The organism is Streptomyces sp. NPDC001985 (assembly GCF_040296845.1).
GTDB lineage: Bacteria > Actinomycetota > Actinomycetes > Streptomycetales > Streptomycetaceae > Streptomyces.
In genome coordinates, this window is record NZ_JBEOYB010000079.1 from 18,323 (window position 1) to 32,845 (window position 14,523).

The window sequence follows — 14,523 nt, forward strand, 5'->3', positions numbered from 1 at the left end:
CCGCCGGCCGCGTCCGGCTGCCTCTACGGGGAACCCGCGAGCGCGTTGCACTCCGCGACGATCTCCGGCCACCTGGTGAGAACCTCTTCACCGACGACCAGTTCATCCAGGATGCCGGAGTAGAGCAGGTCAACCGCGCGGCGGATATCCGACTTCCTGCTGCTCCACTGGTCCCTGCCGTCGACGACGGCGTAGTGGTTGACATGGATGCCGAACTTTTCCTCGAACATTCGGAGTTCGAGTCCCACGAGTTGCAGTTCGTAGATCGCGTCCGACATCTTCGACCCACCGCCCGTCTTCCCCCAGTACTCCTTGATCTCCCAGATGGCAACGGGGTTCAACAGGTCGGGTATCGCCCCGTCCAGACGCCGGGGCGACACCCATATGTGCTGGTCGGAAATCAGCGCCGCCCTGCTCTGAGGGTTCGTGTCCACCGGGACACCGCTTCTCTCGCTCTCCAGCCGGACCAGGGCGTCGACCGTATTGACGAGAACCTTGGAGGATGTGTGATAACCCTCCAGCCGCACCCCGTAACTCTGCAACACCTGGTCGGATATCCCGGCGTAGTCGGCCTTGGCCTCCTCCTCGGTGCGCATGAGGTTCAGAATCCGGTCGGAGACCTCCCGTCGCTTCCACCAGTAATCCGAGAGGCGTTCCAGAACATCGTCATGATTCCTCAGATAACCGACCAGACCATGAGCAGCCGGCGTGCCGGACGCCTGGAGCACCGAAATGATTTCATGGGGATCGATAGCCGATGCGTATCTGCCGCGCTGCGCGATCGACTGATCGGCCAACATGCGCACAACATTCCAGAAGGGGTCGTCCCAGCGGGCTTCGGCGAACCCGGTTTCACGCTTCACTTTCCCCCGCTCCCGCTCTCCGCCAGCAGCTCCGACGGGGCCACACCGAGAGCGCGCGCAAGCCGGTGGATATTGACGAGTCCGATATTCCGCTCGCCGCGCTCCACGCTTCCGACATATGTGCGGTGCAGGGGCACCAACTCGGCGAGCCCTTCTTGCGACAATCCCTTCGCTTCGCGGAGTTCCCTCACTCGCAAGCCGAACCTGATCAAGACCACGCGATCATCCACAAAACCTGTAGAATGCCCGTCGTGACGACGATGGGTCTACAGACGATGAGTAGCAATCAGCAGGGTGAAGGCAAGTCGTTCCTCAAGTGGGCCGGCGGCAAGACCAGGTATGCCGATCAGCTGGCCGCGATTGCCCCACCCTCGTATGGTCGATACATCGAGCCGTTCATGGGGAGTGCGGCGCTCTTCTTCGAACTGGGGCACCCGGACGCGTCACTCTCCGATGCAAATCCTGAACTGGTGATCTGCTTTCAACAGGTGGCCGAGGACCCCGAGAAAATCATGGCCCTGTTGGACGACATGCCCAACAATCGCGAGTTCTACAACGCGGAACGATCGAAAGCCGCTGAAAGCCTGTCGGACTGCGCCCGGGCGGCCCGGGTCATCTATCTCAACAAGACAGGATTCCGCGGCCTATGGCGAGTGAACCGGAAAGGGGGATTCAATGTCCCGTACGGCGAGTACGACCGCCCCTACTACAACCGGTCGACACTCCTTGCCGCTTCCGCCGCCCTCCGGAACGCCGACATCCGGCACCGCGACTTCGAAGCGGCCGTCAAGGATGCACAGCCCGGTGACTGGATATATCTGGACCCGCCCTATATCCCGCTGAGCCAGTTCTCGGACTTCAAGCGATACACAGCCGGCCAGTTCGGAGAGGACGACCAGCGCCGACTGGCCGCCGCCATGCGCGAAGCCAGTGCCCGCGGTGTGCACGTGGCCATGACCAACAGCGACACCCCGCTGGCCCGTGAGATCTTCTCGGACTTCCGAGTGGCGCGCATGGCCACACGGCGGGACATCAATCTCCAGTCGAAGAGCCGCGGCAGCTGGGATCTGGTCTTCACCAGCTACCCCTGCGACCTCCCCGGACAGACGATGCCACCCGCCGGCCCACCGCGAGCACAGAAGCGCGAGGACCCGGCGCTGTTCACGCTCCGGGGCGGAGAAACCGCCCCTGCGGCCTCGGAGGTACGGGCATGGGCCCGCCGGGCCGGTCTCGACGTCCCCGCGCGCGGCCGAATCCGCCCGGAGATCATGGCCGCCTGGCACGCCGCGAACCCTGTGACCACCGGCTCGGGGTGAAGCCGCCGCCGGGAACCCGGGGATGACCCGACCATGCCTCCCGGACACCCCACCCCGCCCGCCCTCCCCAACCGCCGAGGCCGCCCGCGCACGGCGGCGGCGCCGCATCCGGTGACGAGAAGAGCCCAGGTCAGACACGGTCTGACCTGGGCTCGCGCAGAGCCCCCTGTCGGATTCGAACCGACGACCTACGCATTACAAGTGCGTTGCTCTGGCCAGCTGAGCTAAGGAGGCAGCCGTAGCAGTGTAACCAAAACCCCGCCCCGCCCCGGCCGGGAATCTCGTTCCCTTCCTGCTACTGACAGAACAGAAAACGCCAGGTAGCGTCACCACCAGTCCACACAGGTGGACTACACCAATCCTTTACTCGGATCGTCCGGCACGTTCCTGCCGGTGGAGGGACATACGCTCATGGCTACCGTCACTTTCGACAAGGCGACCCGGATCTACCCGGGCACCGAGAAGCCCGCCGTCGACCAGCTGGAGATCGAGATCGAGGACGGCGAGTTCCTCGTCCTCGTCGGGCCCTCCGGCTGTGGCAAGTCCACCTCCCTGCGCATGCTCGCCGGGCTCGAGGACGTCAACGGCGGTGCCATCCGCATCGGTGAGCGCGATGTCACTCATCTGCCGCCCAAGGACCGGGACATCGCCATGGTGTTCCAGAACTACGCGCTCTACCCGCACATGAGCGTCGCCGACAACATGGGCTTCGCGCTCAAGATCGCCGGCGTCAACAAGAGCGAGATCCGCAAGAAGGTCGAAGAGGCCGCGAAGATCCTCGACCTCACCCCGTACCTGGACCGCAAGCCGAAGGCGCTCTCCGGTGGTCAGCGGCAGCGGGTGGCGATGGGGCGGGCCATCGTCCGGGAGCCGCAGGTCTTCCTCATGGACGAGCCGCTCTCCAACCTGGACGCCAAGCTGCGTGTCTCCACCCGTACGCAGATCGCCTCGCTCCAGCGCCGGCTCGGCATCACCACCGTCTACGTCACCCACGACCAGACCGAGGCGCTCACCATGGGCGACCGGGTCGCGGTCCTCAAGGACGGGCTGCTCCAGCAGGTCGACTCGCCGCGGAACATGTACGACCGCCCGGCGAACCTCTTCGTCGCCGGCTTCATCGGCTCCCCCGCGATGAACCTGGTCGAGGTCCCGATCACCGACGGCGGCGTGAAGTTCGGCAACAGCGTCGTCCCGGTCTCCCGGGAGGCCCTGAGCGCCGCCGCCGACCGCGGTGACACCACGGTCACCGTCGGCATCCGCCCCGAGCACTTCGACGTGGTCGAGCACGGCGGAGCCGCGTCGCTCTCCAAGGACTCCAAGGACGCCCCGGCCGGCCTCGCCGTCCTGGTCAACGTCGTGGAGGAGCTGGGCTCCGACGGCTTCGTGTACGGCTCGTCCGAGGTCAGCGGCGAGGAGAAGGAGCTCGTCGTGCGCGTCGGCGGCCGCTCCGTGCCGGAGAAGGGCGCCACGCTGCACGTCGTGCCCCGCCCGGACGAGCTGCATGTCTTCGCCACCTCCACGGGCGAGCGCCTCACCGACTGACGCACCAACCCCACACCGCCGTAGCGGCCCCGCGGACTCCGCGGGGCCGTTCCGCGTACCCCGGTGAAATAAACCACCACTACGGTCATTTCGACTTCCGCCGTCAACACGGGATTCGAAAGCACCCCTCGAACCGTCCCCCACGTGAGTGACTAAATGTCGCCAAATCATCACCGGCCGCTACGCTCGCTCGCGTGACCCACACAGCACGCCGAATCGGCCGCACTCTCGCCCTCGTTCTGCCCGTCGTCCTGGTGCTCTCCGGAACCCTCGCGGTCACCAGCGTCCCGTGGGCCGGGCAGACCGGCGAGTCGCAGATGCTCACCGCCTCCTCCCAGAACGTCTCCGTACGCGCGAAGTCACGAGCCCCGCAGGACATCCTGCGCGACCGTCTCCTGACCGAACTCCAGGAGAAGAACCCCGGGACCGCCCTCACCCGGCTCCAGCGCGAGGTGGAGGCACGTCCCTCGCTCGCCAAGCACTGCATGTCGATCGCCCGCGCCCTCGGCCGTGCCGCCGTCGACCGCCTCGGGCCCACCCGCGCCCAGGTGTACTCCAAGCCCGTCTGCGACACCTCCTTCGCCGCCGGGGTGGCCCAGCAGACCCAGGGGAGCTGACGCGCCCGCCGAGAGCCGCGGCACCTATCGTTCACGGCATGCATACGCCTACGTATCCGACGCAGGCCGTGGTCCTGGCGGGCGGCCAGGGCTCGCGGCTGCGCCCCTACACGGACGACCGCCCCAAGCCGATGGTCGAGATCCCGGGAACCGGGACCCCGATCATCGGCCATCAGCTGTCCTGGCTCGCATCGGAGGGCGTGACGGACGCCGTCGTCTCCTGCGGCCATCTCGCGGAGGTGCTCCAGGAGTGGCTGGAGAGCACCGCACTGCCGCTGCGCGTGACCACCGTCGTCGAGACGGAGCCGCTCGGACGGGGCGGCGGACTGAAGTACGCCGCGGCCCGGCTGCCGCGGCCGGAACTGCCCTGGTACGCCACCAACGGGGACATCTGGACCCGTTTCTCCCTGCGTGAGATGGCGGCCTTCCACGCCGAGCGGGACGCCGTAGCGACGCTCGCGCTGGCCCGGCCCAGGATTCCCTGGGGGGCCGTGGAGACCGATGCCTTCGGGCACATCACCGACTTCATCGAGTCGCCGCCGTCGCCCTATCTGATCAACGCGGGCGTGTATGTGTTCTCGGCCGCCTTCGCGGGGTTGCTGCCCGAGCGCGGGGACCACGAGCGGACGACGTTCCCGGGGTTGGCGAGGGAACGGAAACTGGCCGGGTTCCCGCTGCCGAACGGGGCGTACTGGCGGGCGATCGACACCGCGAAGGATCTGACCGAGGCGGCGAAGGAGCTGTCCGCCCGCGCCCTCTAGACCCCTGGCCGCCCGCGCCCTCTAGGCCTCTGGCCGCCCGCGCCCTCTAGGCCCCTGGGTCTCCGGGTCTCCGGGTCCCACAGCGCCTTCGTTCGTCGGGCCGGCCCCGAACCCCCGCGCCTGCGACGCCGACGGGCCGGGTCGGGCTCCATCGCCATCGCGTCCGGGCTGCCGAGAGCGCCCTCCGGACACCAGCGGGGATGGGAGCGCCGTCGGACACCGGCGGGGCTGGGGCGTACGCCTCGAACGCCGGCCGGGCCGGGGGCCGGGAGCCGGGTCACCGCCCCCAGCCGTTCGCGGGACCGCGTACGGGCGCCCCATCCACCGGTGGGGCGGCGGATCGCCCGCTCCGTGCCTCGAACCGCGGCCGGGGCGGATTCCGTGGCTCGGACCGCCCGACCGGCCCCAACCCGGCCGGCCAACCCCAAGGCCGCCCCCAGTCCGAAGGGCGACCCCCGCCCAGAGGCCGAACCACCGAAGCCCGAACCACCCAGCCCGTCCGGCGTTTGAGGACGGACCCCGCACCCGCGGAAGCCCGAGGCGGGAAGACCCCGCACGACAAGGCCCCTGCCCACCCGGCGACACAGGACAGCCCCGCGCTCCGAGCAGCCGGCGGGCCGCCCGGAGCGCGGGGCCACCCCCGTGGCTCTCCCGGGTGGGTCTCAGCCGAGGAGGCCGCCGATGACCTTGCCGTCCGACGTGGTGCCCCCGCTGCTCGATCCCCCTCCGGTGGAGCCGGAGTTGTCGGGGCTGCTCCCCGGCGCGCTCCCGGTCCCGCCGCTGCCCGTGCCGCCGCCCGTGGTCGGGGCGGTGCCGGTCGCGGGCTGCTGCTGTTGCTGCTGGGCCGGCTCGGAGCGGGTCGGGGACTGCTGCCCCGCGCCGGTGGTGCCCTGGGACTCGCTGGGGCGTCCGGCGCCCGTGGAGGCCGTCTCCGGAGCCACGGCGCCCGAGGTGGACGGCGGTGCCGACCGCTCCCGCACCGGGGTGCCCGACTGGCTCGCCGAGGGCGACGGCTTGTCCTTCTTGTCCTTGGCGTCCCCGGGCCCCGGGGAGCTGCTCGTGCCCGACGGCCTGTCCTGGGGCAGCGGCGAGCCGGGAAGGTGGTTGGTCGGGTCCTGGTTGGGCCCCGGCACCGTCACCATGTCCGTGGAGCGCACCGCGCCTCCGAGCATCGAGCCGATCAGCAGGGTCAGACCGACGACCACCGCGGTGACGACCGCCCCGCGCCGCAGCACCCGCTGCCGCAGCTCCCACAGCTCCGAACGCGGGCCCAGGGTGCGCCACGCCTCCCCCGCGAGCCGTCCGTCGATGGAGTAGACGGGGGCGCCCGCGATGATCAGCGGCGACCAGGCGGCCAGATAGATGATGTCGGGGGCGTCATAGGCGGGCACGGTCTTCCAGCTCACGGTGAGGATCAGCGCCGCCGACAGCAGCGCCCCCACCACGGCCGCGACCCGCTGCCACAGCCCGAGGACGGTGAGCACACCCACCACGACCTGGAGGAAGGCGACAGTGAGCCCCGCCCCCACCGGGTGGGAGAGCGCGAAGTCCCGCAGCGGCTCGGCGAGCGCCCAGGGGTGGAGCGAGTTGAGCCACTTCACCATGGAGCCGCGCTCGCCGCCGTCGAAGTAGACGGGGTCGCAGAGCTTGCCCATGCCCGCGTAGATGGAGATGAAGCCGAGGAAGACCCGCAGCGGCAGCAGCACCACGCCCAGGTTCATCCGGCGGCCGGGGTAGTAGGCGTGGCGCACCACGTCGTTGCCGTGGCGCTGGGGGCGGTCGTCCCCGGCCTCGTCGTCCGGCTGGTCGTCGTAGGGCTCGTGGTCGTACGGCGCGTACGTGTCGTGGTGGTCGTGGTGGTCGTAGGCGCCCTCGGCCTGGCGCATCGGCGGCAGCAGTGGCCGTCCGGGGGGCGCGGCGAGCGGGGTGCGCGCCGTGTCGTCCGGGCCGGGCGCGGTGCCCCCGGCGACCTGGACCCGGGGGATGACCTGGGTCGAACCGCTGTCGTACCCCCCGGGGTCGTATCCGTCGTAGCCGTCGTGCCCGGCGGTGACGGTGTTGTTCCGCACGGCCTGGAGCAGACCGGTCGCGCCGGAGTCCCCCGGCGCGGATCTCCCGCTCCAGACGACCGGCGCCCGCCGCCGCACCACCGACGCGCCCGCGGGCATCCGAGCGGTCTGCGACAGCACTCGTGCGGGGCGCGGGCTCTGGGCGAGCTGCACCCGGAAGCTGGCGTGGTTCACGATGACCTGCGCGGGGTCGCAGTCAACCTTGATCATGCTCAGCGCAGGCTGATCATCGAACCCGGGCCGGGGCGTTCTGGTGTCCACACTCATCTAACCGAGTGACATGGAGTTTGGACACTGCCGCGACGGGCCCTATCTGTCCGAGACCCGTCAAGGCTGGTGAGAGGGTTGGAGGAGGTGTGCCCTCCCGGCGTCAACCTTCCGTACGCGCGCCCTTGAGCCCCCGCGCACGCCCCCGCTCCCCCCGCGCGGAGGAGAACCCGGGGCCCCCGGGACCCCGCAGGGCGGCGCCGGGGGCCCGGAGAGCGTCAGGCGCGCCGCTTGGCCGCCTCGTACAGCACCACTCCGGCCGCGACACCGGCGTTCAGCGACTCCGCGCCGCCCGGCATCGGGATGCGGACCAGGTAGTCACAGGTCTCGCCGACGAGCCGGGAGAGCCCCTTGCCCTCGCTGCCGACGACGATGACGACCGGGCCGCCGAGCGCCTCCAGGTCGCCGACCTCGTGGTCGCCGTCCGCCGCGAGGCCGACGACGGTGACACCGGCCTTCTGGTAGCCCTCCAGCGCGCGGGTCAGATTGGTGGCGCGGGCCACCGGGGTGCGCGCGGCGGTGCCGGCGGAGGTCTTCCACGCGCCGGCGGTCATGCCGGCGGCACGGCGCTCGGGGACGACGACGCCGTGCCCGCCGAAGGCGGAGACGGAGCGGACGACGGCACCGAGGTTCCGCGGGTCGGTCACACCGTCGAGCGCGACGATCAGCGGGGCCTCGCCGTGGTCGGCGGCGGAGGCGGCGAGGTCCTCGGGGTGCGCGTACTCGTACGGCGGGACCTGGAGGACGAGCCCCTGGTGGTTGAGGCCGTTGGTCATCCGGTCCAGCTCGGGGCGGGGCGCCTCCATGATGTGGATGTTGCCCCGGCCGGTGGCGAGCTGGAGGGCCTCGCGGACCCGCTCGTCGTTGTCGATGTACTGCTGGACGAAGAGCGTGGTGGCGGGCACCCCGTCGCGCAGCGCCTCGAAGACCGGGTTGCGGCCGACGACCATCTCGGACGTGCCCTTGCCGCCTCGGCGGGCGACGGGCCGGCGGGTGGTCTGCCGGGCCTTGGCGTTGGCCACGCGGTTCTTGACGTGCCCCTTGCGGGCGGAGGCAGGCGGGGTCGGACCCTTGCCCTCAAGGCTGCGGCGCCGCTTGCCACCGCTGCCGACCTGCGCGCCCTTCTTGTTGGACGTGCGGCGGTTTCTGCGCTGGCTGTTCCCGGCCATGACTGTTACCTGTTCCTGAATCCTCGTATGTGTGTACGTATGACAGTGTGCCGCCCGGACGGCCGGGCGGCACATTCGTCCTGGCTCAGCGGGGGCCGAGCGTCCAGCGCGGGCCCTCGGGGCCGTCCTCGATGACCAGCCCGGACTGCTGGAGCTGGTCGCGGATGGCGTCGGCCGTGGCCCAGTCCTTGCGGGCGCGGGCCGCCTCGCGCTGCTGGAGCACCAGGCGCACCAGCGTGTCGACGGCGCCGTGCAGATCCTCGCCGCCGTCGGCGTCACCCGCCCAGTGCGGGTCGAAGGGGTCGAGCCCGAGGACCCCGAGCATGGCGCGCACCTCGGCGAGGCGGGCCACCGCGGACTCCTTGTCGTCGGCGGCGAGCGCCGAATTGCCCTGGCGGACGGTGGTGTGGATGACGGCGAGGGCCTGCGGGACACCGAGGTCGTCGTCCATGGCCTCGGCGAACGCGAGCGGCACCTCGGCGGCGGCCTCGACCGGCCCGCCCGCCTTCTCGCAGACGCGCTGCATGAAGCCGGCGATCCGGGCGAACGCGGACTCGGCCTCGCGCAGCGCCTCCTCGCTGTACTCGATCATCGAGCGGTAGTGCGGGGTGCCGAGGTAGTAGCGGAGGACGATCGGCTTCCAGTGCTTGACCATCTCGGAGACGAGCACCGAGTTGCCGAGCGACTTGGACATCTTCTCGCCGCTCATGGTGACCCAGGCGTTGTGCACCCAGTACCGCGCGAACTCGTCGCCGAAGGCCTTGGCCTGCGCGATCTCGTTCTCGTGGTGGGGGAAGATCAGATCGAGCCCGCCGCCGTGGATGTCGAAGGCCTCGCCGAGGTACTTGTGCGCCATGGCGGAGCACTCCAGGTGCCAGCCGGGGCGGCCGCGGCCCCAGGGGGTCTCCCAGCTCGGCTCGCCGGGCTTGACCGCCTTCCACATGGCGAAGTCGCGCGGGTCGCGCTTGCCCGTCTCGCCCTCGCCCGAGGGCTGGCGCAGATCGTCCAGGTCCTGGTTGGAGAGCTGGAGATAGCCGGGGAACGAGCGGACGTCGAAGTAGACATTGCCGTCGGCCTCGTAGGCGTGGCCGCGCTCGATGAGGCCGCGCATCATCTCGACCATCTCGGTGATGTGGCCGGTGGCGCGCGGTTCACAGCTGGGCGGGAGGCAGCCGAGGGCGTCGTACCCCGCGTTGAAGGCGCGCTCGTTGGTGTAGCCGATGGACCACCAGGGGCGGTTCTGCTCCGCCGACTTCCAGATGATCTTGTCGTCGATGTCGGTGACATTGCGGATGAACGTCACGTCGTAGCCGCGGTACTCGAACCAGCGGCGCATGATGTCGAAGTTCAGCCCCGACCTGATGTGCCCGATGTGCGGGGCGGCCTGCACGGTCGCACCACAGAGGTAGATCGAGACACAGCCCGGAACGATCGGGGTGAAGTCACGGATCTGCCGGGCGCTGGTGTCGTACAGGCGAATGGTCACGCAACAAGGGTAGTGGCCCCATAGCGGTGCCCCGCGACCCTTGCGGATCGCGGGGCGAACTTTGTGCACCCGTACAAAGAGGCTGTGTGATCGGTTGACATCGGCGGACCGGCCGGACAGGCCCCGGACACGGGTGCGGAAGGCGGACCCCGAGAAGCCCCGGACGCGGACTCAGATACGGCCGACGACCTTGCGCGGGGTGATCCGGACGACCACACGGGGATCGTCCTGGCCGGCCGCCGGATTGAATTCCGCGTACCGCTTGCCGGTGTATTTGAGCGACAGCTCGTCGATGAGTTCCTGGCCGCCCTCGGTGGTGAGCGTGGCCTCGCCGCGGATCTCGGCGTAGGTGTAGGGCGCCTCGAAGGGCTGGACCACCACGCTCACCCGGGGGTCGCGGCGGAGGTTCCGCTCCTTGCGGCGGCCGACCGTGGTGGAGATGAGGACGTCGTCGCCGTCCCGCTTCACCCAGACCGGTGACACCTGGGGGCTGCCGTCGGGCTGGATGGTCGCGATGTTCACGAAGACGGGGGCGTCGAGCAGCGCCTTGAGCTCGTCCGAGAGTGCGGCGGTCATGGGGGCGGCCTTTCTGCTGGGTGAGCGCGGACTGATTCGTTGACCGATCCGGTGGTCCGCCAACCCGCGGGGGCGGCGGACCACACCTGCGGGGGTCGTTCCCCCCGTCCGTCCGGCTCAGCCGGAGGCCGCCGGGGCGCGCCGGTGCACCAGGGCGGTGGCGATGGCGGCGAGCCCCTCGGCCCGGCCGGTGAGGCCGAGCCCGTCCGTGGTCGTCCCGGATATCGACACCGGGGCGCCGACGGCCGCGCCCAGGATCTTCTGGGCCTCCTCGCGCCGCTTGCCGATCTTCGGCCGGACGCCGATGACCTGGATGGCGACATTGCCGATCTCGAAGCCCTCGGCGCGGACGATCCGGGCGGCCTCGGTCAGCAGGGTGACGCCGGAGGCTCCGGACCACTCCGGGCGGCCGGTGCCGAAGTGGGCGCCCAGATCGCCGACGCCGGCGGCGGAGAAGAGCGCGTCACAGGCGGCGTGGGCGGCGACGTCGCCGTCGGAGTGCCCGGCGAGCCCGTCCTCGCCCTCCCAGAGCAGCCCCGCGCACCACAGTTCGCGGCCCGTCTCGAAGGCGTGGACGTCGGTGCCGATGCCGACCAGGGGCAGCACGACGGGAGGCGGGAAGCGGTCAGAATCCGTCATTGGCCCTCCTGCGGGCGAGTACGGCCTCGGCGAGGACGAGGTCGAGCGGGCGGGTCACCTTGAACGCCTCCTCGTGGCCGGGCACGACCACGACGGGCTCACCGAGCCGCTCGACGAGGCCGGCGCAGTCGGTGGCGCCCTCGCCCTCCGCCGCGATGGCCCGGTGGGCCCGGAGCAGGGTGGCGCGGTCGAAGCCCTGGGGGGTCTGCACGGCCCGCAGCCGGGCGCGCTCGGGGGTGGCGACGACCGGCTGGGGGCCGCCCTCGCGCAGGGCGGGGCCGACCTCCTTGACGGTGTCCGCGAGCGGCAGCGCGGGGACGACCGCCGGTGCTCCCTCGCGTACGGCCTCGATGACGGCGTCGACGGTGTCGACCGGCACGAGGGGGCGGGCGGCGTCGTGGACCAGGACGGTGCCGATGTCCTCGGGGAGGGCGTCGAGACCGAGCCGTACCGACTCCTGGCGGTTCTCACCGCCGGGGACGACGACGACCTCGGTGCGGTCGGGGAGTACGAGATCGGTGAGGAGGGTCTTCACCGAGGTGGTGTCGTCCGGTGGGGCGACGACCACGACGAGGGAGACCGCGTTGGACGCCGCCATGGCGCGTACGGCGTGGACGAGTATGGGAGTGCCGTTCAGCGTGCGGAGCGCCTTGGGGGCTCCGGGACCGAGCCGGACACCCCGGCCGGCGGCCGGGATCACGGCCGCGGTGCGGGGCGTCGGCGATTCGTCTGTCATCGGTTGTACTCCGGCAGGTTTGTTTCCTCGGCCGACATGGGTATGGCCACAGCGTGCCGGGCGCGACGCCTTGACGGACCCTTCCGTGACTCTGGTCTGCGCCAGTCGCCCGGGCCCGGCACACCACAGGCGTTTCGGTGCCGCGGTGATGGGGACACCTGTGGGAACACCCGTGAAGTGGACACGAACATGCCGCAGCGCCCGGCGACAGACCCGTGATCAAAGATGATCATGGCATGTCAGCGGGCACCGCGGCATTGGTGCGTCATGCGTCAGGACGCGAGGACCTCGTCGAGCAGAGCCTCGGCCTTGTCTTCGTTGGTGTTCTCCGCGAGGGCGAGCTCGCTCACCAGGATCTGGCGAGCCTTGGCGAGCATCCGCTTCTCACCTGCGGAAAGACCACGCTCACGCTCACGGCGCCACAGGTCGCGCACGACTTCGGCGACCTTGATGACATCGCCGGACGCGAGCTTCTCAAGATTTGCCTTGTAGCGGCGGGACCAGTTCGTCGGCTCCTCGGCGTACGGCGCGCGCAGCACCTCGAAGACCCGGTCGAGCCCGTCCTGGCCGACCACATCGCGCACACCGACGAACTCCGCGTTGTCCGCCGGCACACGAACCGTCAGGTCGCCCTGGGCGACCTTGAGCACCAAGTAGGTCTTGTCCACGCCTTTGATCTGGCGAGTTTCGATGGCCTCGATCAGCGCGGCCCCGTGATGGGGATAGACCACGGTGTCGCCAACCTTGAACGTCATGTGACAGGTACCCCTTCCGTGGCTATCCAGGGTAACACGGATACAGCTTCTTCTGAATGGCGTTTTCGCAGGTCAGGGCATATCTCGGGGCTTGACAACAGCAACAGGAACGTGCTGCGGAGGACTTCTGGAAGGGGGTATTCGCAGGTGGGAGCGGCTGCACAGGGGGCGGGAAACAGACGGCTCAGACCACCCCTGAACCCCTCAGACATGGGTGAACGTCCCGTTTTGCCGGGTTCTCGACGGTGAACTTCGCCTACTCCGTTCGGCCGTCGGTCACCCGTACGGACCCCCGCCGCCGGGAATCCGGAATTGATCAACGAACGCGTGACCGGCTATTCGGGGGAATGCGCGCCGGGGGCGGAATTGATCACGGTGATATGCGATCGGCACGGGAAACGCCGGTACCGGAACTCCCGCGCGGGCGGCGCGTAACTCGGGGCGCGCAACTCGGGGCCGGAAGACCCGCGGGAGCGTGCTGGAGCCTGCGGGAGGAAGACCCGCGGGAGCGTGCTGGAGCCCGTTGGGAGGAAGACTCCCGGGGCGGCCGGCGGGAGGGCCCGCGAGAAGGCGGCGGGGGCCGGACGGGACGGGGTGCGCGGGCCGGGCCGGGGAGGGCCGGCCGGGAGCGCTTCCGGCCCGGCCGCGGGAAGCGGTCCGGGGAAACGGTGACGGGGAGGGCCGGGGAAACGGTGACGGGGAGGGCCGGGGACGTCCGCGCGAGGGCCCCCCGGGGTACCCGTGGCACCAAGGGGCGGGTCGAGTGCAACCCCGGAGCGGCGGCTCTGTAATCTGGCGGCGAACTGAAGTGATCTCGGACGGTATCGCGAACTGACGCGGACCCGGCCGCCATTGCACCGGTTCGCCCGATCAGTCAACCGCCAGTCCGTACGCCCAAGGAGATGCCGCCGCCGTGAGCCTCCCCCATACGCCGTCCGGGGGCGCCCCCAGCCTTCGACGCGGCGCCCTCGCCGTGACCGCCGTCGCGCTGTCGTTCACCGCCCTCACCGCCTGTGGCGCGGGCAACAACGCGCAGTCCCTCGGCATCAAGCCGGACACCGCGGAGGCGACGGTCGACACGATCAGCGTCCAGAACGCGAATGTGATCACCCAGCCGGCGAAGGGCGACACGGGTCCCGCGGTCGTCTCGGCGACCGTGTTCAACACGGGCACCAAGGACCAGACCATCGAGTCGATCACCCTCGCGGGTGGCGCCGGAGCGGTGAAGCTCACCCCGGCGAAGGGCTCCGGCGCGGTCACCGTGCCCGCGCAGGGCTCGATCGTGATCGGCGGCAAGGACAACGCCTCCGCCGTGATCGACAATGGCACCCCGCTGACGGGGAACATCGGCGGCGTGCAGGAGACGGTCTTCCGCTTCAGCGAGACCGGCGACGTGACGCTCAAGGCGTTCGTGATGGCGTCCACGGGCGACGGCTTCCAGGACTTCGGCCCCAGCTCCCTGCCGTCCCCGCCGGCGGAGCGGGCCACCCCGTCGGGCGAGCCCTCCGGCACGCCCGCGGGCTCCCCGTCGGCGCCCGGGAGCGGCGCCCCGGGCGCCGAGGGCGAGGAGTCCGGCGAGCCGTCGGCTCCGGCCGAGTCCGCCGACTCGGAGAGCTGAGCGGGGCCGTCCGCACGGCGGGCGGCGACAGCGGCGGGGCCCCACCGGATCCGAACACGTCAACGGCACCGCCACCCCCACCCCGCACACCCCGGAAGATCCGGGAGAT

Annotated in this window: 14 protein-coding genes and 1 tRNA gene; 5 read left to right on the plus strand and 10 right to left on the minus strand. The window is 70.5% G+C overall.

Annotation, left to right across the window (positions count from 1 at the left end; translation table 11 throughout):
* Positions 1 to 23: 23 nt before the first annotated feature.
* On the minus strand, positions 24 to 863 hold the full coding sequence (locus ABT122_RS28035; RefSeq protein ID WP_351557968.1) for a DUF7687 domain-containing protein: 840 nt from the start codon (positions 861 to 863) through the stop codon (positions 24 to 26).
* Positions 860 to 1,093 (minus strand): helix-turn-helix domain-containing protein, encoded by a 234-nt coding sequence (locus ABT122_RS28040; RefSeq protein WP_351557970.1) that lies wholly within the window; start codon positions 1,091 to 1,093, stop codon positions 860 to 862. The genes ABT122_RS28035 and ABT122_RS28040 overlap by 4 nt, the downstream gene beginning before the upstream one ends.
* A 30-nt stretch (positions 1,094 to 1,123) precedes the next feature.
* On the opposite strand from ABT122_RS28040, the gene ABT122_RS28045 reads away from it, so the two are divergent.
* On the plus strand, positions 1,124 to 2,179 hold the full coding sequence (locus ABT122_RS28045) for a Dam family site-specific DNA-(adenine-N6)-methyltransferase (protein ID WP_351557994.1): 1,056 nt from the start codon (positions 1,124 to 1,126) through the stop codon (positions 2,177 to 2,179).
* A 160-nt stretch (positions 2,180 to 2,339) separates the two neighbouring features.
* Here ABT122_RS28045 and ABT122_RS28050 read toward each other — a convergent pair.
* Positions 2,340 to 2,413 (minus strand) — tRNA-Thr (locus ABT122_RS28050).
* A gap of 177 nt (positions 2,414 to 2,590) precedes the next feature.
* Here ABT122_RS28050 and ABT122_RS28055 point away from each other — a divergent pair.
* From ABT122_RS28055 to ABT122_RS28065, 3 genes are all read left to right on the plus strand, one after another.
* Entirely contained in the window at positions 2,591 to 3,721 is a 1,131-nt protein-coding gene (locus tag ABT122_RS28055; protein WP_351557972.1) for an ABC transporter ATP-binding protein, read from the plus strand.
* Between the two features lie 194 nt (positions 3,722 to 3,915).
* Positions 3,916 to 4,338 carry a hypothetical protein gene (locus ABT122_RS28060; protein WP_351557974.1) on the plus strand — a complete coding sequence of 141 codons (423 nt, stop codon included), beginning with the start codon at positions 3,916 to 3,918 and terminating at the stop codon, positions 4,336 to 4,338.
* A gap of 38 nt (positions 4,339 to 4,376) precedes the next feature.
* Entirely contained in the window at positions 4,377 to 5,099 is a 723-nt protein-coding gene (locus tag ABT122_RS28065) for a nucleotidyltransferase family protein (RefSeq protein ID WP_351557976.1), read from the plus strand.
* Positions 5,100 to 5,761: 662 nt separating this feature from the next.
* On the opposite strand, the gene ABT122_RS28070 is transcribed toward ABT122_RS28065, so the two are convergent.
* The 7 genes from ABT122_RS28070 to ABT122_RS28100 all read right to left on the minus strand — a co-directional run bounded on the left by ABT122_RS28070 (position 5,762) and on the right by ABT122_RS28100 (position 12,796).
* Positions 5,762 to 7,435 carry a DoxX family protein gene (locus ABT122_RS28070; RefSeq protein ID WP_351557978.1) on the minus strand — a complete coding sequence of 558 codons (1,674 nt, stop codon included), beginning with the start codon at positions 7,433 to 7,435 and terminating at the stop codon, positions 5,762 to 5,764.
* A 218-nt stretch (positions 7,436 to 7,653) separates the two neighbouring features.
* The gene (gene rlmB / locus ABT122_RS28075; RefSeq protein ID WP_351557980.1) at positions 7,654 to 8,604 is read right to left on the minus strand and encodes a 23S rRNA (guanosine(2251)-2'-O)-methyltransferase RlmB; all 951 of its coding nucleotides are present in this window, start codon (positions 8,602 to 8,604) and stop codon (positions 7,654 to 7,656) included.
* Positions 8,605 to 8,689: 85 nt separating this feature from the next.
* Positions 8,690 to 10,090: a cysteine--tRNA ligase gene (gene cysS / locus ABT122_RS28080; RefSeq protein WP_351557982.1), complete on the minus strand. Its 1,401-nt coding sequence runs from the start codon at positions 10,088 to 10,090 to the stop codon at positions 8,690 to 8,692.
* Between the two features lie 171 nt (positions 10,091 to 10,261).
* Positions 10,262 to 10,666 (minus strand): PPOX class F420-dependent oxidoreductase, encoded by a 405-nt coding sequence (locus ABT122_RS28085; protein WP_351557984.1) that lies wholly within the window; start codon positions 10,664 to 10,666, stop codon positions 10,262 to 10,264.
* Between the two features lie 117 nt (positions 10,667 to 10,783).
* Positions 10,784 to 11,305: a 2-C-methyl-D-erythritol 2,4-cyclodiphosphate synthase gene (gene ispF, locus ABT122_RS28090; protein ID WP_351557986.1), complete on the minus strand. Its 522-nt coding sequence runs from the start codon at positions 11,303 to 11,305 to the stop codon at positions 10,784 to 10,786.
* The gene (gene ispD / locus ABT122_RS28095) at positions 11,292 to 12,041 is read right to left on the minus strand and encodes a 2-C-methyl-D-erythritol 4-phosphate cytidylyltransferase (RefSeq protein ID WP_351557988.1); all 750 of its coding nucleotides are present in this window, start codon (positions 12,039 to 12,041) and stop codon (positions 11,292 to 11,294) included. The genes ispF and ispD overlap by 14 nt, the downstream gene beginning before the upstream one ends.
* A 272-nt stretch (positions 12,042 to 12,313) precedes the next feature.
* Complete coding sequence (locus ABT122_RS28100) at positions 12,314 to 12,796, minus strand: CarD family transcriptional regulator (RefSeq protein ID WP_003953493.1); 483 nt, start codon at positions 12,794 to 12,796, stop codon at positions 12,314 to 12,316.
* A gap of 913 nt (positions 12,797 to 13,709) precedes the next feature.
* On the opposite strand from ABT122_RS28100, the gene ABT122_RS28105 reads away from it, so the two are divergent.
* Positions 13,710 to 14,414: a DUF461 domain-containing protein gene (locus tag ABT122_RS28105; protein ID WP_351557990.1), complete on the plus strand. Its 705-nt coding sequence runs from the start codon at positions 13,710 to 13,712 to the stop codon at positions 14,412 to 14,414.
* The last annotated feature ends 109 nt before the right edge of the window (positions 14,415 to 14,523 follow it).